This is a genomic window from Bacillus sp. PDNC022, assembly GCF_016919285.1.
GTDB classification, from domain to species: domain Bacteria; phylum Bacillota; class Bacilli; order Bacillales; family Bacillaceae; genus Bacillus; species Bacillus safensis.
On record NZ_CP070345.1, the window covers coordinates 270088 to 293971 of the forward strand.

Annotated in this window: 23 protein-coding genes and 2 other annotated features (1 of these 25 cut by a window edge); of the genes, 21 read left to right on the forward strand and 2 right to left on the reverse strand. The window is 42.3% G+C overall.

The genetic code is table 11. The features are described 5' to 3' along the window. Positions 1-121: 121 nt before the first annotated feature. Positions 122-607, reverse strand: coding sequence for a hypothetical protein (locus JVX94_RS01425; protein ID WP_034279808.1), 486 nt, complete (start codon positions 605-607; stop codon positions 122-124). A gap of 242 nt (positions 608-849) precedes the next feature. On the opposite strand from JVX94_RS01425, the gene hemA reads away from it, so the two are divergent. The 8 genes from hemA (at position 850) to ysxE (ending at position 9604) form a co-directional block, all read left to right on the forward strand. Then, complete coding sequence (gene hemA / locus JVX94_RS01430; RefSeq protein ID WP_024427831.1) at positions 850-2217, forward strand: glutamyl-tRNA reductase; 1368 nt, start codon at positions 850-852, stop codon at positions 2215-2217. Positions 2218-2224: 7 nt separating this feature from the next. Continuing rightward, the gene (locus JVX94_RS01435) at positions 2225-3055 is read left to right on the forward strand and encodes a cytochrome c biogenesis protein (protein ID WP_025092450.1); all 831 of its coding nucleotides are present in this window, start codon (positions 2225-2227) and stop codon (positions 3053-3055) included. A 37-nt stretch (positions 3056-3092) separates the two neighbouring features. Next, positions 3093-4025 (forward strand): hydroxymethylbilane synthase, encoded by a 933-nt coding sequence (gene hemC, locus JVX94_RS01440; protein ID WP_056768028.1) that lies wholly within the window; start codon positions 3093-3095, stop codon positions 4023-4025. Continuing rightward, positions 4022-4813, forward strand: a complete 792-nt coding sequence (locus tag JVX94_RS01445) for a uroporphyrinogen-III synthase (protein ID WP_095409211.1) — start codon at positions 4022-4024, stop codon at positions 4811-4813. Before hemC ends, JVX94_RS01445 begins: the two co-directional genes overlap by 4 nt. Continuing rightward, positions 4813-5781 carry a porphobilinogen synthase gene (gene hemB, locus JVX94_RS01450; RefSeq protein WP_029706177.1) on the forward strand — a complete coding sequence of 323 codons (969 nt, stop codon included), beginning with the start codon at positions 4813-4815 and terminating at the stop codon, positions 5779-5781. The genes JVX94_RS01445 and hemB overlap by 1 nt, the downstream gene beginning before the upstream one ends. Positions 5782-5808: 27 nt before the next feature. Further along, positions 5809-7101 (forward strand): glutamate-1-semialdehyde 2,1-aminomutase, encoded by a 1293-nt coding sequence (hemL, locus tag JVX94_RS01455; RefSeq protein WP_048239021.1) that lies wholly within the window; start codon positions 5809-5811, stop codon positions 7099-7101. 135 nt (positions 7102-7236) lie between these two features. After that, the gene (locus tag JVX94_RS01460; protein WP_144471286.1) at positions 7237-8535 is read left to right on the forward strand and encodes a LysM peptidoglycan-binding domain-containing protein; all 1299 of its coding nucleotides are present in this window, start codon (positions 7237-7239) and stop codon (positions 8533-8535) included. Positions 8536-8572: 37 nt separating this feature from the next. Continuing rightward, complete coding sequence (ysxE, locus tag JVX94_RS01465) at positions 8573-9604, forward strand: spore coat protein YsxE (RefSeq protein ID WP_095409209.1); 1032 nt, start codon at positions 8573-8575, stop codon at positions 9602-9604. A gap of 51 nt (positions 9605-9655) precedes the next feature. Here the strand turns inward: ysxE and JVX94_RS01470 are convergent, their stop codons facing one another. Continuing rightward, positions 9656-9844 carry a hypothetical protein gene (locus JVX94_RS01470; protein WP_003216497.1) on the reverse strand — a complete coding sequence of 63 codons (189 nt, stop codon included), beginning with the start codon at positions 9842-9844 and terminating at the stop codon, positions 9656-9658. 168 nt (positions 9845-10012) lie between these two features. Then, positions 10013-10242 (forward strand) — a binding site (T-box leader). Positions 10243-10300: 58 nt separating this feature from the next. Between JVX94_RS01470 and JVX94_RS01475 the strand changes: the two genes are divergently transcribed. From JVX94_RS01475 to JVX94_RS01535, 13 genes are all read left to right on the forward strand, one after another. Further along, positions 10301-12943 (forward strand): valine--tRNA ligase, encoded by a 2643-nt coding sequence (locus tag JVX94_RS01475; RefSeq protein ID WP_144484808.1) that lies wholly within the window; start codon positions 10301-10303, stop codon positions 12941-12943. Between the two features lie 65 nt (positions 12944-13008). After that, on the forward strand, positions 13009-14313 hold the full coding sequence (locus JVX94_RS01480) for a bifunctional folylpolyglutamate synthase/dihydrofolate synthase (protein WP_205184330.1): 1305 nt from the start codon (positions 13009-13011) through the stop codon (positions 14311-14313). Between the two features lie 147 nt (positions 14314-14460). Continuing rightward, positions 14461-15192 carry a prepilin peptidase gene (locus tag JVX94_RS01485; protein WP_205184333.1) on the forward strand — a complete coding sequence of 244 codons (732 nt, stop codon included), beginning with the start codon at positions 14461-14463 and terminating at the stop codon, positions 15190-15192. Between the two features lie 157 nt (positions 15193-15349). After that, positions 15350-16366, forward strand: a complete 1017-nt coding sequence (locus JVX94_RS01490) for an SPOR domain-containing protein (RefSeq protein WP_238409371.1) — start codon at positions 15350-15352, stop codon at positions 16364-16366. A 177-nt stretch (positions 16367-16543) separates the two neighbouring features. Beyond that, a complete protein-coding gene (locus tag JVX94_RS01495; RefSeq protein WP_144471278.1) occupies positions 16544-17113 on the forward strand; it encodes a Maf family protein in 570 nt (189 codons plus the stop codon). Positions 17114-17160: 47 nt separating this feature from the next. Further along, complete coding sequence (gene radC / locus JVX94_RS01500) at positions 17161-17835, forward strand: RadC family protein (RefSeq protein WP_189310207.1); 675 nt, start codon at positions 17161-17163, stop codon at positions 17833-17835. Between the two features lie 89 nt (positions 17836-17924). Then, positions 17925-18944 carry a rod shape-determining protein gene (locus tag JVX94_RS01505; protein WP_007501538.1) on the forward strand — a complete coding sequence of 340 codons (1020 nt, stop codon included), beginning with the start codon at positions 17925-17927 and terminating at the stop codon, positions 18942-18944. A gap of 27 nt (positions 18945-18971) precedes the next feature. Next, entirely contained in the window at positions 18972-19871 is a 900-nt protein-coding gene (gene mreC / locus JVX94_RS01510; protein WP_095409203.1) for a rod shape-determining protein MreC, read from the forward strand. Further along, entirely contained in the window at positions 19868-20386 is a 519-nt protein-coding gene (gene mreD / locus JVX94_RS01515; protein ID WP_205184336.1) for a rod shape-determining protein MreD, read from the forward strand. The genes mreC and mreD overlap by 4 nt, the downstream gene beginning before the upstream one ends. A gap of 54 nt (positions 20387-20440) precedes the next feature. After that, positions 20441-21124 carry a septum site-determining protein MinC gene (minC, locus tag JVX94_RS01520; protein WP_039180377.1) on the forward strand — a complete coding sequence of 228 codons (684 nt, stop codon included), beginning with the start codon at positions 20441-20443 and terminating at the stop codon, positions 21122-21124. A gap of 2 nt (positions 21125-21126) precedes the next feature. Further along, entirely contained in the window at positions 21127-21930 is an 804-nt protein-coding gene (gene minD / locus JVX94_RS01525; protein WP_017358134.1) for a septum site-determining protein MinD, read from the forward strand. Between the two features lie 219 nt (positions 21931-22149). Beyond that, complete coding sequence (locus JVX94_RS01530) at positions 22150-22941, forward strand: M23 family metallopeptidase (RefSeq protein WP_205184338.1); 792 nt, start codon at positions 22150-22152, stop codon at positions 22939-22941. Then, positions 22934-23803 (forward strand): M50 family metallopeptidase, encoded by an 870-nt coding sequence (locus JVX94_RS01535; RefSeq protein ID WP_095409201.1) that lies wholly within the window; start codon positions 22934-22936, stop codon positions 23801-23803. Before JVX94_RS01530 ends, JVX94_RS01535 begins: the two co-directional genes overlap by 8 nt. Positions 23804-23869: 66 nt before the next feature. Continuing rightward, positions 23870-23884, forward strand: a sequence feature (ribosomal protein L21 leader region) (it continues 58 nt past the right edge of the window).

A 23884-nucleotide genomic window follows, 5' to 3' on the forward strand; every position in this document is an offset into this window, starting at 1 on the left:
ACTGGCGCGGAGCGAATTTGCTATTCGTGAGCACCAGCACACAGGACTGACAACGAATGCGAGGGTTTGTCTTTACGCTGAAGGCATCTGCCATGAGCAGATGCTTTTTTTATTGTATAAGTTATTTCCTTTTTAAAAATAATAAGAGGAGACTGACAGCAATCAGTACATAAGGCCAGTACAATTCAAAGCCGGAAGTAGGGATCGAAAGGGAACTTAGCTGTTTTGTAATTTGCTGAAAGAAATAAAGGAACAGACCGAGTGCGATCAGCACAACACTTTCAATACGATATTCTTTTTTCTGAGATGATTTCACAAAGAGTGCAAGTCCTACGATGAACACAATCATTGTAAATGTGTCTGGCCAGTGGTCCAATTTAGGCTGAAGAATAAAGTGTAGCGAAAGGCCTGTCATGAGCATACCGATAAACACATGAGCGCTTTCTTGCTCCTTTTTTCCTTGATATAAGAACGCGAGACCAAAAAGCAGTACAAGTGTATACCATTTCTCTTGATCCTTCCAAATGTCAAATTGACCTCCTGAGAGAATGGCATATAGCGCTACAGCCAGTAAAGTGAGCGGCAGCAAAATGGATTTCTTCTTCAAAGATGTCACCTTCTTTTAAGCAGATCATTTGTCCGCACGCGCCAAATCTGGTAAATTGCTTGAAGTGATGATATGGCATAATTGATGTCGAACATTTTTCTACTATATCACAACATTTTTGAAATCTGTTCACAATTTTTATCCAGTTAAAAATGAATATATGTTATAATCATTATAAATAATAAATTCTATATTGTAATTATTATAAATTAGACAGGGCGTTGGGGGTGCAAGCTGAAGTTATGCATATTCTTGTTGTGGGTTTAGATTATAAAACAGCCCCTGTTGAGATACGGGAACAGCTGAGCTTTGAACCGAGTGAGCTCGGAACAGCGATGTCCAAGCTTAAAGAAGAAAAAAGCATTCTAGAGAATATCGTCATCTCAACATGTAATCGAACAGAGATCTACGCAGTAGTAGATCAGCTTCATACTGGACGGTTTTATATAAAAAGATTTTTAGCCGATTGGTTCGGTTTAGAAAAGGAAGATGTCTCTCCATATTTGAAGTTCTATGAAAACGATGGAGCGGTTGAGCATTTATTCCGTGTGGCTTGTGGACTTGATTCCATGGTCATTGGTGAAACGCAAATACTCGGTCAAGTACGTTCCAGCTTTAAAGTAGCTCAAGAGGAGAAGACCATTGGTACCGTTTTCAATTATTTATTTAAACAGGCGGTCACCGTTGCAAAACGCTCTCATGCGGAAACAGATATTGCGTCTAATGCCGTGTCTGTCAGCTATGCAGCTGTTGAGCTAGCCAAAAAAATCTTTGGACGTCTTTCTGATAAGCATGTCCTGATTCTTGGTGCGGGCAAAATGGGCGAATTGGCGGCTCAAAACCTTCAAGGTCAAGGAATTGGCCAAGTAACGGTTATCAATCGAACGTTTGAGAAGGCAAAGGAATTGGCTGGTCGTTTTTCAGGAGAGCCTAAGAGCTTAAACCAATTAGAAAAAACATTATCTGAAGCGGACATTTTAATCAGCTCAACGGGTGCGAAACAATTTGTCATTACAAAAGAAATGGTCGAAAGTGCGAATAAAAAGCGGAAAGGCAGACCTCTATTTATGGTAGATATTGCTGTACCCCGTGATTTAGATCCAGCCATTTCTGAAGTAGAAGGTGCTTTTTTGTATGACATTGATGACCTTGAAGGCATCGTGGCTGCCAACTTAAAAGAGCGCCGTGCAGTGGCTGAGCAGGTTGAGCTTCTGATTGAAGCAGAAATTGTGGAATTTAAGCAATGGCTGAATACGTTAGGTGTTGTTCCGGTCATTTCTGCACTTAGAGAAAAGGCACTCACAATTCAAGCCGATACGATGCAGAGTATTGAGCGGAAGCTTCCAAACCTCACAAACCGTGAAATGAAGCTGTTAAATAAACATACGAAAAGCATCATCAACCAAATGCTGAAAGATCCTATCTTAAAGGCAAAAGAAATTGCCGCGGAGCCGAATGCAGAGGAAAAGCTTTTACTCTTTAAAGAAATCTTTGATTTACAGGTTGAAGATGAAGAGCAAAAGGTCGAGCCGATGCAGGTGGAGCAAGGATCATTTCAGCTGTTCAAACCAAATATGGCACAAGGCTTTGCTACAGTTGCCAGTGAGTGATTAAGCGATGATGGAATCCATTGTAGCGAGACTCAATGAAGCGACGATCTTAATCTATGCACTAAGTGTCTTGTTCTATTTCATAGATTTTCTTCAACACAACCGGAAGGCTGGAAAAATGGCTTTCTGGTTGCTTTCTATTGTCTGGCTGCTGCAAACAGTCTACATGTTCTATATTATGATGGAAACAGACCGATTCCCTGTGTTGAATGTAGCAGAGGGGTTATATTTTTATACGTGGGTGCTTGTGACACTTTCTCTTGTGCTCACAAAGGTATTGCGTGTTGAATTTATTGTCTTTTTTACAAATGTGATTGGTTTTTCCATGATGGCGATTCATACCTTTACACCATCTGACCTCCATTCAGCAGAACTAACGGGGAAGCTGACGAGTGAACTGCTCGTGATTCATATTACGATGGCGATTTTATCCTACGGTGCCTTTTCTCTTTCATTTGCGTTTTCACTGCTTTATCTCTTTCAATATCGTTTACTGAAAAAGAAAAAATGGGGAAAATGGCTTCTGAGAATCGAAGACTTATCAAAGCTCGATCATATGGCGTACGTATTAAACATTATTGGTGTGCCAATGCTCTTGCTTAGTTTAATTCTTGGCATCATTTGGGCATATATTTCGTATGATACGTTGTACTGGACAGATGCAAAGGTGCTTGGTTCGTTTATAATGCTGTTTTTATATGGCTTTTACTTATATATCAGATTGGTGAGAAATATGCAGGGCAAAATCGTGGCATTTTGGAATGTCGCTTCATTTCTTGTGCTGATGATTAATTATTTTCTGCTTGGTAGCTTATCAACCTTTCATTGGTTTCAATAATGATGAGTCTTAAAGGCATTGTCGGGAGGAAGACGTATTGCGTACAATTAAAGTAGGTTCTAGACGAAGTAAGCTGGCAATTACACAAACAAAATGGGTCATTCAAAAGCTGTCTGAACTAAACCCTTCTTATTCTTTTGAAATAAAAGAAATTGTGACAAAGGGTGATCAAATTTTAGATGTGACCTTATCTAAGGTTGGCGGAAAAGGACTGTTTGTTAAAGAGATCGAGCAGGCGATGCTGAATCATGACATCGATATGGCAGTGCACAGCATGAAGGATATGCCGGCTGCTCTTCCAGAAGGTTTAGTCATTGGCTGTATTCCTGAGCGTGAGGATGTGCGGGATGCACTTATTTCGAAGGATCATCTGAGTCTCAGCGAACTGCCTAAGGGCGCAATTGTGGGAACGAGCAGCTTACGGCGCAGCGCCCAGCTTCTTCAGGAGAGACCAGATCTTGAGATTAAATGGATTCGAGGAAACATTGATACGAGATTGGAAAAGCTGAAAAATGAAGAGTATGATGCCATTATTCTAGCGGCTGCCGGTCTGTCTAGAATGGGTTGGAGCAAAGAGGTCGTGTCGGAATTTTTATCTCCTGAGACTTGTCTGCCTGCTGTTGGACAAGGCGCACTGTCGATTGAGTGCCGCGGGGATGATGAAGAGCTGCTTAAGCTTCTCGCCCAATTTACGAATGAATATACGAAGAAAACGGTTCTTGCAGAAAGAGCTTTCCTCAAACAAATGGATGGAAGTTGTCAGGTGCCGATCGCTGGCTATGCAACGATGAATGAGCATAATGAAATTGAACTAACAGGTCTTGTTGCATCTGCTGATGGGCACACGATTATTCGAGAAACCGTCACAGGCACTGACCCTGAGGCAATTGGAACAGCGTGTGCGAAGCAGATGGTTGATAAGGGAGCAAAGGATTTGATCGACAAGGTGAAAAAGGATCTGTCTCAATGAGCATAGGCAAATCGCTTCACGGACAGACGGTGCTTGTCACTCGAAATGAACGTCAAGCGGGCGTGTTTCAGCAAAAGATCGAAGCGCTGAACGGTCATGCGGTTTTAACCTCTCTTATTCGGTTTGAGCCTACGCTCACAAAAGAAAAAGCGCAGGCCTTTTTAAAGGACTTAGAAAATAGCCACTGGCTTGTTTTCACGAGTGTGAATGGTGCGTCTTTTTTTCTGAATTACATAAAAGACCATCATTTACATAAGAGCTTAACCCATTTGAAAGTGGCTGCTGTAGGAGAGAAAACCTCTGCCTATCTTGAGCAGCACGGCTTAAAGGTGGATGTGGTGCCAGAACGATTTATAGCGGAAGAACTGGCAGATGCATTACTTGACCATGTACGCCCGGGAGAGCGTGTGTTTGTAGCAAAAGGGCATCTGTCACGAGATGTGGTGAAAGAGACCCTCATTCCGCTCGGCATAGAGGTAAAAGAATGGATTTTATATGAAACAGTTAAGGATGAGGAAGGAATTGCTGCTCTTAAATCGGCAATGACGAAGCAATCATTTGATTTTATTACATTTACGAGCTCATCCACTGTTCATTCTTTTATGCATGTGATGGAACCAGACGCAGCGATGCTTGCTGCATCTGACACCTGTTTTGTGACGATCGGTCCTCTGACAAAAGAGGCACTGCTTCAATACGGGATTTCATCTGAAACCCCAGATACTTATACGATAGACGGAATGCTTGATTTAATGTGCCGTTTATCTGAAAGGAAGTTGAACCATTGATGAAATTTAACAGACACCGCAGATTGCGGACAAGCGCAGGAATGAGAGAATTAGTCAGAGAAACCTTTTTAAGACCATCTGATTTCATTTACCCGATCTTTTTTGTAGAGGGAGAAAATGTCCGAAAAGAAGTCTCTTCAATGCCAGGTGTATATCACATTTCTGTAGACCTTGTGAAAGAAGAAGTCCAAGAGCTTGTGGACCTTGGCATTAAATCAATCATTGTATTTGGTGTGCCAGATCATAAAGATCATGTAGGCAGTGAGGCGTATCACGATCATGGCATTGTTCAAAGAGCAACGCTTGAAATCAAAAAGCATTTCCCAGAGCTCGTGGTTATTGCAGACACTTGCTTATGCCAATATACAGATCACGGACATTGCGGAATCGTTGAAGATGGAGAAATTTTAAATGATGAATCTCTTCAGCTATTAGCGAAAACTGCTGTCAGCCAAGCGCGTGCAGGTGCAGATATCATCGCGCCTTCAAATATGATGGACGGATTTGTTGTTGCCATTCGTGAGGCACTTGATGAAGCAGGCTTTATTCATGTACCTGTCATGTCATATGCGGTGAAATATGCAAGTGCTTTTTACGGTCCGTTCCGTGATGCGGCACATAGTACACCGCAGTTTGGAGATCGTAAAACATATCAAATGGACCCTGCAAACCGTTTAGAAGCACTAAGAGAAGCGCAATCTGATGTAGAAGAGGGAGCTGACTTCTTAATTGTCAAACCATCCCTTTCTTACTTAGACATTATGCGTGATGTGAAAAATGAATTTACACTCCCTGTTGTTGCTTACAATGTGAGCGGAGAGTATGCAATGGTGAAAGCCGCTGCTCAAAATGGCTGGATTTCTGAAAAAGAGCTTGTTCTTGAAATGCTGACAAGCATGAAACGTGCAGGAGCAGAACTCATTATCACGTATCATGCAAAAGATGCAGCAAAATGGCTCTCAGAATAAAGAACGGATAGACAGGAGGACGTTGAAATGGGACGTAGCTATGAAAAATCAAAGCAAGCATTTGAAGAAGCACAGCATTTAATGCCTGGTGGTGTCAACAGCCCTGTGCGTGCATTTAAATCAGTCAACACAGACCCGATTTTTATGGAACGAGGCAAAGGCTCCAAGATCTATGATATTGATGGAAATGAATACATCGATTATGTCTTATCATGGGGACCGCTTATTTTAGGACATACGAATGACCGTGTCGTTGAAAGCATTCAGCGAGTAGCAGAACATGGGACAAGCTTCGGTGCTTCTACGTTAGTTGAAAATGAATTAGCTAAACTTGTATCAGAACGGGTTCCTTCCATCGAAGTCATTCGTATGGTCAGCTCTGGTACAGAGGCGACGATGAGTGCACTTCGTCTAGCTCGCGGTTTTACAGGCAGAAATAAAATTGTGAAATTTGAAGGCTGCTATCATGGCCACGGCGATTCTTTGCTCATTAAAGCGGGTTCTGGAGTGGCAACGCTTGGACTGCCAGATAGTCCTGGTGTTCCTGAAGGGACTGCAAGCAACACAATCACAGTGCCGTACAATGATTTAGAAAGCATTCAAGTTGCTTTTCAAGAATTTGGAGACGATATCGCGGGTGTCATTGTAGAGCCAGTTGCAGGAAATATGGGGGTTGTCCCTCCGCAAGAAGGTTTCTTGCAAGGACTAAGAGACATCACGGAGCAATACGGATCATTACTCATTTTTGATGAGGTCATGACAGGCTTCCGTGTGGATTATCACTGCGCGCAAGGCTATTTCGGCATCACACCTGATCTGACGTGCCTTGGTAAAGTGATTGGAGGCGGTCTTCCAGTCGGTGCTTATGGCGGAAGAGCGGATATTATGAGACAAATCGCGCCAAGTGGTCCAATTTATCAAGCGGGAACGTTATCTGGTAACCCTCTTGCGATGACAGCAGGCTTAGAAACCCTAAAACAGCTGACACCTGAGTCTTATGAAGAGTTTAAACGAAAAGGTGACCGTTTAGAAGAAGGCATTTCGAAAGCGGCGAAAGCATACGGAATTCCATTAACGTTTAACCGTGCGGGTTCCATGATCGGATTCTTCTTTACAAATGAAGAAGTGATCAATTATGACAAAGCGAAAACAGCTGATCTTGCTTTATTCGCTGAATTTTACAAAGAAATGGCCGATCACGGCATCTTCCTCCCGCCTTCTCAATTTGAAGGACTATTCCTGTCAACAGCTCATACAGATGAAGACATCGAATATACGATTGAGACAGTGGAAAAGGTTTTTCAAAAATTACGTCGATAAAACAAAAGCCGATATGGAGACATATCGGCTTTTTTGCATTGGAGAAAACCAATCATATTTTCACTTCCTCCCACATACAACTGTATTGACATCTAATTTTATTTTTTAAGGATTAGATGAAAGGAGGACACCGACTTGTCTCAAAACAATCGATTACAGTTTTCGGTAGAAGAATCCATTTATTTCAAAAGCGGACAGGAAGTCAGTGAGCTGCTGTCAATTTCTCTCGACCCTGACATTCTCGTTCAAGAAGTGAATGATTATGTTTCTATTAGAGGTTCACTCGAGCTAACAGGAGAATACAACATAAATCAAGAGGAGCTATTGGGTGAATTGAGTTCCTTTCCAACATACAGGGAAGCAGATGAGGTAAAGGTCAGAGAAGACGGAACGGCGGAGCTTCTGCATCAATTTCCAGTCGATATCACCATTCCGAAGAACAAAATTAGTCATTTAAATGATGTGTTTGTGTTTATTGATGCGTTTGATTACCAGCTGACAGAGAATCGTTTGCTTACCATTCAGGCTGATTTAGCCATTGAGGGCTTATTAGACGAGGAAACGCCTCCGGCGCCTGTAGAGGAGCCGTATGAATTTGTCCATCGTTCTGAAGTGGATTATGGCGATATGGTCTACGATTATCAGTTGCAGCCGGAACAAGAAGAATATGAAGAGCTGCAAGGCGAAGAACGTGAGAATGAAGAGTCGGAGCCTGTATTCCAACATGACACGCGCGCCGAGCAAGAGGAACAGGCAGTACAAGAAGAGGAAGAAGAAATTGAGATAGAGCTGGTGAGGGAAGTAGAGGAAGCACCCGAAGAACTGGAAGAATTAGAAGAACATGAAGAGCCGGATCAGCCGATTAACCAAGAAGAAGCCGTGGCGTCTGGCTATCGATCCATCCCTGAAGCTCAGGTGCAGGAACCGCCATTTTTTGAACCGCCTAAGCTTTTAGAAGAAGAAGAGCGGGAAGATACGTTCTTTGAAGTGGAAGTGAGAAAGGATTCGGATGCTGCCGAAGAGCAGGAAGAAACGGTACAGTCGTATCCGGCATTTGAATCACCTGCTTATCAAGTGGAACCTGAGCAAGAAGCGCACGATGACGAATATCAGCTCGGGCGATTATATGAACGGGAAGCACCTAAAATATATGAGTCAGCTCAAGAAGAAGAGGAGCTTGAAGAAGACGTGAGAGAAACGTCTGGCAGTGAGAACTCTCTTTATTTAACAAAGCTGTTCGCTAAGCAGGAGGAGGAAGATTTTTCTCGCATGAAAATATGTATAGTACAGCAAGAAGATACGGTCGATCGTATTTGTGAGAGATATCAGTTGAATGTGCAGCAGCTTCTTCGCACGAACTCATTATCGATTGATGCGGAGCTTGAGGAAGGGCAGATTCTTTATATTCCTGAATATCAAAAAAGCAATGCATAGCAAACGATGACTGACCGAGAAAATGTGGTGAGTGAACGTGGATGAAATCCAATCTGTCTTATACGAATACGGGCTTGAGGCTGAATATATTGAACCTGTCAGTCCTGCTGTCATCAAGGTCTATACAAAGCAGGGTGTATTTGCTCTAAAGCGAGTAAAAGCCAGCCGGCATATACAATTTACAGAACAAATGCTTGAACTGGAATCAAAGGGCTATCGCTCCTTTGTACCGATTTATCGGACGAAGAGCGGTTCCTTTTTCTCAAGTCATCGGGAAAGCCAGTATGCATACTATCTGATGCCGTGGCTGACGAATGAAAAGAGAGAAGAGCAAGACGATAAGCATGAATATTTATTTCAAGAGATTGCGAGACTTCATAAGCGGACTGAAGTCATGATGGATATCACAGAGCAAGAGATCGAAGCGCATTACACCCAAATCAAGACCAAATGGGAAACAGAGAAAGACATGTATGAACGATTCATAGAGCGGGCAGAACAAACGTGGTATATGTCGCCATTTGAGCTGGCCGCTGCTATGTATTTTTCAGAGGCGATGTCTGCCAGTGAATTTGCGCTTGAACGTTTAGAAGATTGGCATGAAGAAATGAAAGACAAAGAGACAACACGTGTTGTGCTCAATCATGGGCAGCTATCGATCCATCACTTTTTGTATAATGATGTAGGGACAGGACATTTCACCAATTTTGAGCGGTCTAAAAAAGCTGCCCCCATTTATGATCTTCTAACCTTTTACTTTCGGACTTTCAAAACCTACCCCACGTCTTGTCCTGAATGTACTTCCTTGTTTTATACGTACCAAAAAGGAAACCCTCTTCGGGAGGAAGAATTGCATTTATTTCTGAGCTACCTTGCTTATCCGCAAGGTCTGTTTGATACGATAAAAGCCTATGAAGCTGGCGGGCAGGATGAAATGGAAAGCTGTCAGCAGCTGTTAAGAGCATATTGGCAGATGAAAAATTCAGAGCCGACCGTCATGAAGATTCACGAGATTGAGCAGGCTAGACGGCTTGAAGAAGAACAAAGTGCCTCGTCATCGGCGGAATGACGAGGTTATACTGCGTTGGCTTTATATGGGCAGGTACATAATGATGAGTTTTTAAAACCAATCAAGATGAAAGGCACAGGCGAGAAAAATAAGAATACCTAGAATGAGGACGTCAAATGTCGTAGGGAAAATGATCGTACGAAATCCTTGAAATATAGCAATCGGGAGAACGACTTGGGAAGCAACTGCCCGAATTTGTCTTAGCCAGGGGGGAAGTGTGTAAGGATTGATCTTCTTCAAATCAAACGCCCTCCTTCTTCATTTTGTTATTATCATATGGGCAAAAGGGCGAAGGGTGCCTGCCCAATTTGTATAAAGAAGAAGAAAAGCGGAAAAGATGATTGACGAAAACAAAAGGCATTTAGTAATATTAATAAAAGATGAGTATGTGCTGATGAACGTGATATATCGTAAGCGTGGATCAGGAAGAGTACGAGCAAGACCCTAAAGAGAGGGAAGCCAAGAGCTGAAAGGTTTCCTAGGATGTACTTGTTTGGAAGGTCGCCTGTGAGCTTAATTTCTTGAATGAACAAGTAGAGAAATTCGGGAGAACCCCGTTATCCTTTAGAGTGTATGGGACACGTGTATGTGTCTCGTGAAAAAAGGTGGTACCGCGAAAAAGCTTTTTCGTCCTTTTATAAGGATGGAAAGGCTTTTTTATGTTTCATCAGCCGAAAAAATGTGGAGGTTACACAAATGGGAACAAATAATCAAGAAATGCCAACAAAGTACGATCCAAATGCGATTGAAAAAGACCGCTATACGTACTGGCTTGAAGGGAAATTCTTCGAAGCACAAAATGATAAAACGAAAGATCCATATACAGTCGTCATTCCTCCACCAAACGTGACAGGTAAACTGCACCTTGGGCATGCATGGGATTCTACACTCCAAGACATCGTGACACGTATGAAACGGATGCAGGGCTATGACGTTCTTTGGCTTCCAGGTATGGACCATGCCGGTATTGCGACTCAAGCAAAAGTCGAGGCAAAGCTTCGCGAAGAAGGCGTCAGCCGGTATGACCTTGGCCGGGAGAAATTTGTAGAAGAAACGTGGAAGTGGAAAGAAGAATATGCAGATTTTATTCGCAGCCAGTGGGCGAAAATGGGCCTTGGTCTCGATTACTCCCGTGAACGTTTTACTTTAGATGAAGGTCTGAATAAAGCCGTTCGCCAAGTGTTTGTTCAATTATATGAAAAAGGGCTTATTTATCGCGGAGAGTACATCATTAACTGGGATCCTGCAACGAAAACGGCACTTTCTGATATTGAAGTGATTTATAAGGATGTTCAAGGTGCGTTTTATCACTTGAGATATCCACTTTCAGATGGAACAGGTTCAATTGAAATTGCGACAACAAGACCTGAAACTATGCTGGGGGATACAGCTGTAGCCGTACACCCTGATGACGAACGCTATCAGCATTTGATTGGAAAAACAGTGATTTTACCAATTACAGGCCGTGAAATCCCAATCGTCGGTGATGACTATGTCGATATGGAGTTTGGTTCAGGTGCTGTGAAAATTACACCAGCTCATGACCCGAATGACTTTGAGCTTGGAAACCGCCATGGGTTAGAGCGTATTCTTGTCATGAATGAAGATGGCACAATGAATGCGAATGCCCTGCAATACAAAGGAATGGACCGCTTCGAATGCCGCAAACAGCTTGTGAAGGATTTACAAGAGGAAGGCATTTTGTTCAAAATTGAGGACCACATGCATTCAGTTGGTCATAGTGAGCGCAGTGGAGCTGTCGTTGAACCGTATTTATCGACACAATGGTTTGTGAAAATGCAGCCGCTGGCAGACGAAGCCATTCATCTGCAAAAAGGAGACGACCAAGTTCAATTTGTTCCAGATCGATTTGAGAAGACATATTTACATTGGATGGAAAATATCCGTGACTGGTGTATTTCTCGTCAGCTATGGTGGGGCCACCGCATTCCGGCTTGGTATCATAAAGAAACGAAAGAAGTATACGTTGGACTTGAAGCACCAGAAGATATTGAGAACTGGGAACAGGATAACGATGTGCTTGATACATGGTTTAGTTCAGCGCTTTGGCCGTTTTCTACAATGGGCTGGCCGGATGCAGACAGTGAAGACTTCAAGCGCTACTATCCAACCAATCTGCTTGTAACAGGCTATGACATCATTTTCTTCTGGGTCTCCCGCATGATCTTCCAAGGTCTTGAATTCACAGGAGAAAAACCGTTCAAAGATGTCCTCATTCATGGGCTCATCCGCGACGAACAAGGACGTAAAATGAGTAAGTCGCTCGGCAACGGAATTGATCCAATGGAGGTCATCGACAAGTACGGTGCGGATTCATTAAGATATTTCTTAGCTACTGGAAGCTCACCAGGTCAGGATCTTCGTTTTAGCTTTGAAAAGGTAGAATCCACTTGGAACTTTGCGAACAAAATTTGGAACGCATCCCGTTTTGCTTTAATGAATATGGATGGTTTAACGTATGATGAGCTTGATTTATCAGGAGAAAAATCAGTTGCTGATCAATGGATTTTAACACGCTTAAATGAAACAATTGAAAGTGTCACACAGCTTGCTGACAAGTATGAATTCGGTGAAGTGGGCAGACATTTATACAACTTCATTTGGGATGATTTCTGTGATTGGTACATTGAAATGGCGAAACTTCCGCTTTATGGTGAAGATGAAGCAGCAAAGAAAACGACTCGTTCGATCCTTGCGTATGTATTAGATCAAACGATGAGACTTTTACATCCGTTTATGCCGTTCTTAACAGAAGAAATCTGGCAGCATCTACCGCATGAAGGTGAGTCTATTACTGTAGCGGCATGGCCTCAAGTGAAGCCGGAGCTTTCCAACGAACAAGCTTCTGCTGATATGAAGCTGCTTGTTGAACTCATTCGTTCTGTTCGTAACATTCGCAGTGAAGTGAACACGCCAATGAGCAAACAAGTTGAGCTTTACATTAAAGCATCTACATCTGATGTTCAGGAACGTTTAGAGAAAAATCGTTCATATATTGAGCGCTTCACGAACCCAAGTGTTCTTGAAATTGGCACAGATGTCCCAGCTAGTGATAAAGCGATGACGGCTGTCATTTCTGGAGCAGAACTCATTCTGCCGCTTGAAGGCTTAATCAACTTAGACGAAGAAATTGCTCGTCTGCAAAAAGAGCTTGATAAGCTGACAAAAGAAGTGGAACGAGTACAGAAAAAGCTTGGCAATGAAGGCTTTATGAAAAAAGCGCCTGAAAGTGTCGTAGAAGAAGAGCGTGCGAAAGAACGTGATTATGTCGCAAAACGCGAAGCTGTTCAAAAGCGTATTGAAGAGCTGAAAGCATAAGGTTAAAAAGACGGCTCCTAATGAAATGGAGCCGTCTTTTTTGAAAATTTCGTATGAAATGAGAGATGACATTGTTTACAACCTATCATGAATCGATTGAGTGGATTCACAGCAGACTGGCCTTTGGCGTAAAACCGGGTCTTGAACGAATGAAATGGCTGATGAACAGACTAGGAAATCCAGAACAAAGCATAAAAGCAGTACATGTTGCAGGTACAAATGGTAAAGGATCAACCATTGCGTTTACGCGTTCTGTTTTACAGGCAGCCGGCTATTCAGTCGGAACTTTCACCTCCCCATTTATACTAACGTTCAATGAAAGAATCAGCGTGAACGGAGCGCCTATAGAGGATGAAGAATGGCTGAGTTTGGTGAATGAAATCAAGCCTCTTGTTGATGAATTAGATCAAACAGAGCTTGGCGCAGCAACAGAATTTGAAATCATTACAGCATGTGCATTTGCTTATTTTGCTCAAGTGCACCAAGTAGACTTTGTCCTCTTGGAAACAGGGCTTGGCGGAAGGCTTGATTCTACAAATATTGCTGTGCCTATCTTAACAGCGATTACGTCAATTGGTCATGATCATATGGCCATTTTAGGTGACACAATTGAACAGGTTGCAGCTGAAAAAGCGGGCATTATCAAAGAGGGTATTCCGATGATCACGGCAGTTCACCAGCCTGAAGCTCTTGCGGTCATTCAAAACACAGCCAAAGAAAAGAATGCTGAATGTATTTCATTACATGATACTTGTATCTTTGATGAGCAGCAGCCGACAGAAACAGGGGAACGTTTCACGTTACGCACATCAAGAGGGCAGTATCCGCAGCTTGAAACTGGATTAATTGGAACGCATCAAAGGCAAAATGCTTCTCTTGCTGTTTTACTCATTGAATGGCTGGAGGAAGAAGGCTATATTATTGTGACAAAAGAGCAAATTTATGAGGGCATTCGGCAGGCAGTTTGGGCTGGGAGATTTGAAAAGATTAAAGATCAGCCCCCAGTGTATTTAGACGGCGCTCATAATGAAGAAGGGATCGACCGTTTAATTGAAACTGTACAAGCTCATTTTTCTAGTAAACAGGTGCATATATGTTTTAGTGCTTTAAAAGATAAGCCGTACAAGCAAATGATTCAAAAGCTTGATGCTGTAAGTTCTTCTATCCATTTTGTTTCATTTGATTTTCCAAGAGCCGAATCAGCTGAAAAGCTTTATGTATGCAGTCAGTTAGATGCAAAATCGTATGATGATGACCCTCGTACAGTGCTTGAGTTCATTCAGAAAAAAAGTGATGATCCTTCAGCAGTGATTCTTGTGACAGGCTCTCTTTATTTTATTTCAGATATACGAAATCGTATGATCGGGTAACAAAAAAACGCAAATGGCTTCAATGCCTTTTGCGTTTTTTTCTTTTCATGTGCAGAAGGGAAGTAAAATCATATTTTTACTATGTGCTCAATGAATACGGTCATGGTAAAATCCGGTCTATCTTATTCTCGGAAGGGGCCACGATATATGATTGGCATTTTTGTGTTTCTTATAGGTATCACCATGGGATCGTTCTTTCATCTAGTTGGTGAAAGGCTGCCACTGAAGCGGTCGATTCTTTTTCCTCGTTCTCACTGCACAGCCTGTAAACAGCCGCTTTCCTTGCGCGAGATGATCCCGCTAGTTTCGTATGCATTATTGAGGGGGACTTGTAAACATTGCGGCACTCGGCTGTCTATGCTATATCCAATAGTTGAGCTGCTGTCAGGCAGTCTTTTTTTGCTCATGTATAGAATTGCTGGTGTTTCGTTTGAAGGTCTTTTTCTTGTGATTCTTTGTAGTTTATTTGTGATTGCTGTCGTGAGCGATCTTCTTTATATGAGGGTGCCAAACGAGCTGTTTCTCTTCTTTTTCCCTCTTTTCGTCATATACCGCACGCTTGAACCTCTTCTTATTTGGTGGGAAGGAGCGGCTTCGCTTCTTTTTTGCTTTCTCTTGTTTTATAGTTTAGAGCGTTTCAAGCCAAATAGCATGGGCGGAGCAGATATGAAGCTGTTCAGCGTGCTTGCATTTTGCTTTGGCTTTAAGCCATTCCTTCTCATTCTTTTCCTCTCGTGTATCGCTGGCATCGTCTATGCGAAGGTTTTTTCTTTTCGATTAGATGAGCCTTTTCCTTTTGTTCCTGCGATCTCTTTTTCTTTTTGGCTGTATCTCTATGGAGCTCATGTCATGCTCCCGTTCACCGGGTCGATCGGTTGAAAAAATTGGCGAACACTTTTTTTGCTTGCCGACAAAAGTCTTGTTCTTTTTTTTATCCGCTATGTTAAAGTGTGAAACAGAAAGAAGGACGGGTTACATTCGCGCTGATTCATTGGACAAAAAGGTCTTTCTTACAAACAATGTCAGAAAGCGGGGAATGACAGTGAAAAAAAGGCAGGCAAAAAAACAAGGGTTAAAAGTCAATATTAATGGCAAAGAAGAAATGCTTCATGAAGATGACCACCAGCCGCCAAAACAGCAAGAGGATGATCAAGTGACGTTTTCGAATTGGGAGGAAAAAAGGCAGTCAGAACAGGAGACAGCTGCTTCCGAAGAAGAACCGGCTAAACCAAAAGAAGAAGATTTCCATTGGGATGATGCAGCTGATCATATTTATCATTCTGACCCAAAGGTCGTCACACCTTATCAAAAGAAAAAAGGCTCCTTTGATCAGAAGTTCGGTAAAAACCGCGGTCCGTTTAAGAGAGTGATGACAACGATTGTGTTTGCAGTGGTTCTTGGGACAGGCCTTGGTGTGTTTGCACTTAGCTTAAGCCAAGATGGTACTCAGAATCCATCAGGGGGAGATATCAGCGTTTCAGGGTCCGGAAATCAATCACCAATGAAAGCGGGCGGGGATGCGCCGCCAGCAGATACTGCTGATGAATCAAAAGAGAATAAAGATGAAAAAAGCGCTTCTGGCAGTTTTTCAACATATGTCGTACAGGCTGGAAAGTTTTCCTCTGAAAAAGGAGCAGATGAATTAGTTGGCAGTTTAAAAGAAGCTGGATATGCAGGGAAAAAGGTCTCAATGGATGATGGCTATTATGTCATTGCTGGGCTTGCGACAGAACAGGGCATGACAAGTGCTGTAGGGAAAAAGCTGATTGATCAGCACTTTGAGGCATGGGGAGGCAAGGAGCTCTCATTTCAAGTACCCGAGGAGCTGACTAGTTTAATAGAAAAGGCATCTGTTTTATCCTCTAAGGTCATTGCAGGGGATGATGTGGATCAAAAGGATGTTACGCAGCTGATCTCTGAGCTTGAAAGTGCCAAAACAATGGACGCACCAGCTAAAAGCAGTTTGCTGAAAGCGGTGCAGCTGTTAAATGAACCTACTGCTGAAAACGGGTGGAAATCTCAGCAGGCACTGCTTGATCAATTAAATACGTAAAATCATATTTTAAGAAACCAAACTAGTCAAAAAATGACTAGTTTTTTTCTTTTGCATCCAACATAATGATGAAGGAACATGAAAAATGAATTTTCGTAAATTGTCGGTAAGATGTACATTTGATAGGATGAATGGGTATCTTACTTCTTAGGCTAAACCCTGAAAGGATGAACAAACATGAACCAATTGATTCTCGCATCTCAATCACCTAGAAGAAAAGAATTGCTTGATCTAGCAGGGTTTTCTTATGACATTCAAGCAAGTCAATTAAAAGAAGAAATAAATCGAAACTTTTCTCCTGCAGAGAACGTCCAATGGTTGGCAGAACAAAAAGCAAGTGATATTCAAACATTATATCCCGAAGCTGTGATCATTGGTGCAGATACAATTGTTGCAATTGACGGCAAATGTCTTGGGAAACCAAAAGACAAGGAAGAAGCAGCCTCAATGCTTCAATTATTGTCAGGAAAGACACATCAAGTCTTGACGGGTGTCACGATTCAGTCAGAGAATAGAAAAGAAACATTTTATGAACAGACAGAAGTGACGTTTTGGACACTTACGCAAAATGAAATAGACCGCTATATCGAAACGGGAGAACCGCTTGATAAAGCGGGGAGCTATGGCATTCAAGGAAAAGGCGCACTGTTTGTTCAAAAAATAGATGGTGATTATTTTTCCGTTGTAGGTCTCCCTATTGCTAAAACAGTTAGAGTGCTCGAAACATTTGGAATCACCCCTTTTTGATGACAGGAAGGAATCTAAAAGGAGTGGGCATCATGAACGATTTCCCTATGTTGCTAAAGCATTTTCCCAAAGATGAAAAGCCGAGAGAACGATTTATGAAATATGGTCCCGGCAGTATGTCAAACCATGAACTTGTGGCGATTCTTTTAAGGACAGGCACAAAAAAGGAATCAGTTCTTCAAATTTCCGCAAGACTTCTGCAAACATTTGGCGGTCTTCGCTCTGTAAGAGAAGCCTCAATAGAAGAAATGTCGAAGATTCGAGGAGTTGGAAAGGCGAAGGCGGTCTCTCTATTAGCTGCTTTAGAACTCGGCACTAGATTACACCATCAAACAACGGACAACCGCTATGTGATCCGCACACCAGAGGATGGGGCAAACTATGTGATGGAAGATATGAGGTTTTTACAACAAGAGAATTTCGTATGTCTATACCTCAATACAAAGAATCAGGTTCTTCATAAACATACTGTGTTTATTGGCAGTTTGAACTCATCCATCGTTCATCCGCGAGAAATTTTCAAAGAGGCCTTTAAACGGTCCGCTGCTTCATTTATATGTGTGCACAACCATCCATCTGGAGATCCGACGCCGAGCAGGGAAGATATTGAAGTCACACAGCGACTTTTTGAATGTGGAAAGCTGATTGGAATACAGCTGCTTGATCATCTTGTCATAGGTGATCAAAAATTTGTGAGTTTGAAGGAAAAAGGGTATTTGTAACACTTTTTTTTTCAATGTTTTACGATATAATAGAGTTTATGAGTTTTTCCCTAAGGGAATTTTGGTTTAAGAAAGGAAGATACATACATATGTTTGGAATTGGTACAAAAGACCTTGGAATAGATCTTGGAACAGCGAATACGCTTGTTTTTATTAAAGGAAAAGGCATTGTTGTGAGAGAACCTTCGGTCGTAGCCTTGGAAACTGATACGAAGTCTATAGTGGCAGTCGGAAATGATGCTAGAAACATGATTGGCCGTACACCTGGTAATGTTGTGGCATTACGCCCAATGAAAGACGGAGTCATTGCAGATTACGAGACGACAGCAACAATGATGAAATATTACATTAATCAAGCATTAAAAGGCAAAGGGCTTTTTGCTCGTAAACCTTACGTTATGGTATGTGTACCATCTGGTATTACAGCTGTAGAAGAGCGTGCAGTCATTGATGCAACAAGACAAGCTGGTGCACGTGACGCATACCCGATTGAAGAGCCATTTGCTGCGGCAATCGGTGCTAACCTGCCTGTATGGGAGCCAACAGGAAGTATGGTCGTGGATATTGGCGGCGGTACAACAGAAGTAGCGATTATTTCTCTTGGCGGCATCGTGACATCACAATCAATCCGCGTGGCAGGAGATGAAATGGATGATGCGATCAGCAGCTACATCCGTAAAACGTATAACTTGATGATCGGTGATCGTACGTCAGAAGCGATTAAAATGGAAATCGGTTCTGCGCAGCCTGATGTACATGATGAGATGGACATTCGCGGACGTGACCTTTTAACAGGTCTGCCAAAAACAATCTCTATTACAGCAGAAGAGATTGCAAAAGCGCTTCGCGATACGGTGGAAACAATTGTCGATGCAGTGAAAATGACTCTTGAAAAAACCCCGCCTGAGCTGGCAGCAGATATTATGGACCGCGGAATTGTTTTAACAGGAGGCGGTGCATTACTGCGTAATCTTGACAAAGTCATTAGTGATGAAACGAAAATGCCAGTCATTATTGCAGAAGACCCGCTTGACTGTGTGGCAATCGGAACAGGGAAAGCACTAGAACATATTCATTTGTTCAAAGGAAAATCAAAAGATAATCGATAATCGGGCGTAATTAAAGAGGTGTAAGACATGCCGCAGTTTTTTATGAATAAAAGATTAATGTTGCTCCTTGTCTGTGTCATCGTACTGGTGGCCATGATTGGTTTTTCAGTGAAAAGCGGCAGAGGTGCTTCATGGCCGGAAAAATTAGTGGGGGATACGACAGGCTTTTTTCAAGGTGTCTTTCATAAACCATCACAATTTATTGCCGGTATTTATGGGAACGTACAAGATTTAAAGAACACATACGATGAAAACGAGCGTCTTCGAAAAAAACTTGATGGACAAACCCAATATGAGGCGAAACTTCAAGAACTAGAAGATGAGAACAAAAAGCTTCGCAAGCAGCTCGGCTATGTGAACTCTATTCGTGACTACACGCCAATTCTCTCAACTGTTATCGCAAGAAACCCATCTCTTTGGGATAGCTTTGTAATGATTGATAAAGGAAAAAAACAAGGCGTTGACAAAGATATGGCGGTCACAAATGAGAGTGGTGCGTTAATTGGGAAAATTGAAAGTGATAAGCTCAACAATTTTACTTCGACTGTAAGGTTGCTAAGCTCTACTGACCAAAATAATAGAATTTCAACGAAAATTTTTGCGAAAAAGGGCAAAGAAGAACTCAATGGAATCATTAACGGTTATGACAGCAAGAAAAAAATGCTGACTATGAATATTCTGAAATCCGATGCAGATGGGGATGTCAAAAAAGGAGATCTTGTTGAAACATCTGGAGCAGGGGGCGTATTCCCGCAAGGCTTGACGATTGGTAAGGTGAGTGAAATTGAGCCAGACCATTACGGCCTGACAAAGATCATTTACGTAGAACCAGCGGCTCAACTCAACAATTTAGACCGCGTGATTGTGGTGAATCGCAGCACAAGTACGGCAGATGCATCTGAATTGACGAAGGAGGAAGGCTCGTGAAACGTGTCCTTCTTGCTTTCGTCATGTTGTTTATCTTCGTATTTGACAGCATTTTTGTTGATTTAGTGAAGCTCCCATTTGTTTCAGAGAATCAAATTTTAGCTCCTCATTTCATTTTACTCGCACTTGTATTTATGACTGCTTTTGTGAATCAAAAATATGGTGTGATTTACGGATTTATCTTTGGACTTTTATATGATATTTCATATACAGGCATACTTGGTGTTCATATGTTTGGCTTTGGGGCGCTTTGCTATTTGCTAGCAAAAGCCTTTAAAGTTCTGCAAACGAATATGTTAGTCGTCGTCTTTCTGTCGATTATTGCTGTTTCCGTGATGGAGTTTTATGTATACGGCGTTCAAGCGACAATTCAACCAGGGATTATGCCGTTTAATACGTATGTCATCGAACGCTTTATTCCAACGATTCTTTTAAATACTGCTGCGTCTCTCATACTTGTTGTGCCGTTTAGGCTCTTTTTCATCCATGTGAAACAAGGATTGATCGACGAATAAAAGCAGGAGTTTGTCCAATTACGGCGAAATGAGTATGTTGTTGAGGTGAGCATCTTGAAAACTCAAAAACAGCAATATGTGACGATAAAAGGTACAAAAAACGGATTAACGTTACAGTTAAATGATGACTGTTCGTTTGATGACCTTCTTTCTGGCTTGCGAGAGGTTCTATTACTTGAGCAATATACAGATGGAAGAGAAGGACATAAGGTCAATGTGCATATTAAGCTTGGTTTTCGTTATTTAACAGAGGATCAGGAGACACGTTTGACTGAAGCGGTGTCTGAAAATGAACATCTCGTTATCCACTCAATTGAAAGTGACGTCATGTCAACTGAAGAGGCGAGACGATTAAAAGCAGAGGCTGAAATTACTTCTGTAGCAAAAATTGTGCGCTCTGGACAGGTGCTATATGTCGAAGGAGATCTTTTATTAATAGGAGATGTCAATCCTGGCGGAACGATTCGCGCAGGGGGAAATATTTTTGTGCTTGGTGCATTAAAAGGTGTGGCACATGCTGGATGTAATGGCAACAAACAGGCTGTTATTGCGGCATCACATATGATTCCAACACAGCTTCGCATCGCACAAGTTTTTAACCGTGCACCAGACCAAAAAGAAGATGGAAATGAAATGGAATGTGCTTATTTAGATATAGATGGCAATATGATCATTGAACGCCTGCAGCAATTGGCTCATATAAGACCTAATCTGACAAGGCTTGAGGGAGGAATGTGAAATTGGGCGAGGCTATTGTGATTACCTCAGGAAAAGGCGGCGTTGGCAAAACAACAACATCTGCAAACTTAGGCACAGCACTAGCAATTCAAGGGAAAAAAGTGTGTCTAGTTGATACCGACATCGGTCTTCGGAATCTGGATGTCGTGATGGGGCTTGAAAACCGCATTATTTATGATCTAGTCGATGTAGTAGAAGGAAGATGCAAAATTCACCAAGCGCTTGTAAAAGATAAGCGTTTCGAGGATCTTTTGTATCTTTTACCTGCTGCTCAAACAAGCGATAAAACGGCTGTAGAGCCGGAACAGATCAAAGAATTAATTCAATCATTGAAACAAGACTTTGATTATGTTGTCATTGACTGCCCTGCTGGAATTGAGCAAGGCTTTAAAAATGCTGTATCCGGTGCAGACAAGGCCATTGTCGTGACGACGCCTGAAATCTCAGCTGTGAGAGATGCAGACCGAATCATCGGTTTGTTAGAACAAGAAGATATCGAACCGCCTCGTTTGATTGTCAACCGTATTCGTACACACATGGCGAAAAATGGCGATTCAATGGATGTGGATGAAGTTGTACATCACTTATCGATTGATCTACTTGGCATCGTAGCAGATGATGATGATGTGATTAAGGCTTCAAACAATGGTGAACCAATTGTCATGGATGCCAAAAATAAAGTATCGATTGCATATCGCAATATTGCCCGCCGGGTACTAGGCGAATCAGTACCGCTTCAATCATTTGAAGAAGAAAACAAGGGAATGTTTGCAAAACTGAAAGCATTTTTTGGTGTAAGAGCATAATCACTTAAGCGTGATAGAAAACCTTTGCAGTCTAGGAAAGGCGGCTACCTTTGTGGAGCGAATTTGACATTCGTGAGCACTGGAGCGCAGACCTGATACCGAATGCGAGCGTTTGTCTACACGCTGAGACCGATTCGATGAGAATCGGTCTTTTTGTTGCATATCAGATGAGGTTGTTACATAAAATGTACAAACTGTTTGTATGTAAAGGGTGATCTCATGAAAAGAGTGGACGAGTACCGAAAGAAAATCGCGCAGCGCCGCAAAACAAAGCAGCCAGCTGCTCCCCCTAAGAAGACGGCTTTCAAGAAAAAAGAAGATATCCCGCCATGGGTTATGCTGACAGAGGAAGAGAAGCATTCTGGCTCGACCTCCTATGAACCGGCGTCTCACCAGACAAAGAAATACCGTCATCCCTTATTTAACCCTAATACCTTTGTGCTTAAATGCTTATTATCAGCGTCCCTTGTGTTGATTACAGCCATTTCATTTAAAGGTCAGGCAGGTCCGTTTCAGCAGCTGAAGCCATTGATTACTCAGACCTTTGAGCAAGATTTTCAATTTGCTGCTGCCAACCGCTGGTTTGAAAAAACAGTTGGACATCCTCTGGCCTTTTTAACTGAGAAAAAAGATGGTCAAAAGGATGTCCAAGCGAATCAAGAACTCGCTGTTCCTGCCTCTGGTAAAGTGCAGGAATCCTTTACGCAAAATGGAGCAGGGGTCAAAGTCGAGACATCAGCTGAAGCGATTGATAGTATGAAGGAAGGCTACGTGGTCGAGGTGAAAAAGCAAAGCGATACAGGGCTTACCGTGGTGGTGCAGCATGCAGATAACAGCTATAGCTGGTACGGTCAATTAAAGAAAGCCGATGTGGCCTTATACGATTTTGTCGATAAGGGTGAAAAAATTGGCCAGATTTCGCTTGATGATCAAGGGAAGGGTACGTATTACTTTGCCATTAAGCAAAATGAACAATTTATCGATCCCATTCAGGTGATGACCTTTGAATAGATGGCTGCTCATGCTGACGAAAATTCACATCCATCCGCTGCTGTGGATTGTGATGGCGTTTGCGATTCTGTCAGGTCAAATCAAGCCGCTGCTTTGTCTGCTCGTGATCGTCTGTGTCCATGAACTTGGACATGCAGCGGCTGCCTGCTATTATCATTGGCGCATTCGGCGGATTTTTTTACTGCCATTTGGCGGAACGGTGGAAGTAGAGGAACATGGGAACCGTCCGTTAAAAGAAGAGCTGGCGGTCATTTTGTGCGGGCCGCTTCAGCATGTACCGCTCCAGCTCATGGCATGGCTTTTCATGGAGGCTTCTCTTATCTCGCACGACGTCTATACGATGTTTACCTTTTATAATATGGCGATTTTCCTTGTGAATCTTTTGCCCGTTTGGCCGCTTGATGGCGGAAAATTATTCTTTTTGCTCTTATCTGTTTTTTACCCTTTCCAACGTGCACATGCCCTAGCAATAAAAGGCTCACTTGTCTTTTTCGGTCTATTGACAGGAGGGTTACTTTTGTTTGCACCGCTGCAATTCAATGGCTGGGTGCTGCTCACTTTTTTAGCTTATTCACTCGTAATGGAGCACAGGCAGCGGCATTACGTCAGGGTTCGCTTCTTACTAGAACGGTATTACGGTAAAAAAGAGCAAAAGGTAGAAAAACTGATTCCGCTGAGAGCAAGTGCAGAGGAAAAAGTATACGAAGTGATGGCACGATTTCAAAGAGGCTGTAAGCATCCAATTATTATTGAAAGAGATGGCGTGAAGATGAGCCAGCTTGATGAAAATGAACTGCTCCATGCGTATTTTTCAGATCGCAGAACTACCTCCTCAATGGAAGAGCTTCTTTTACCGTACTAATAGTGAAAATACATTGACATTCTGCGTCTAGTTTGATATATTTTTTAATGTTATGGATATGTAGCACCCGTGCTACAACCG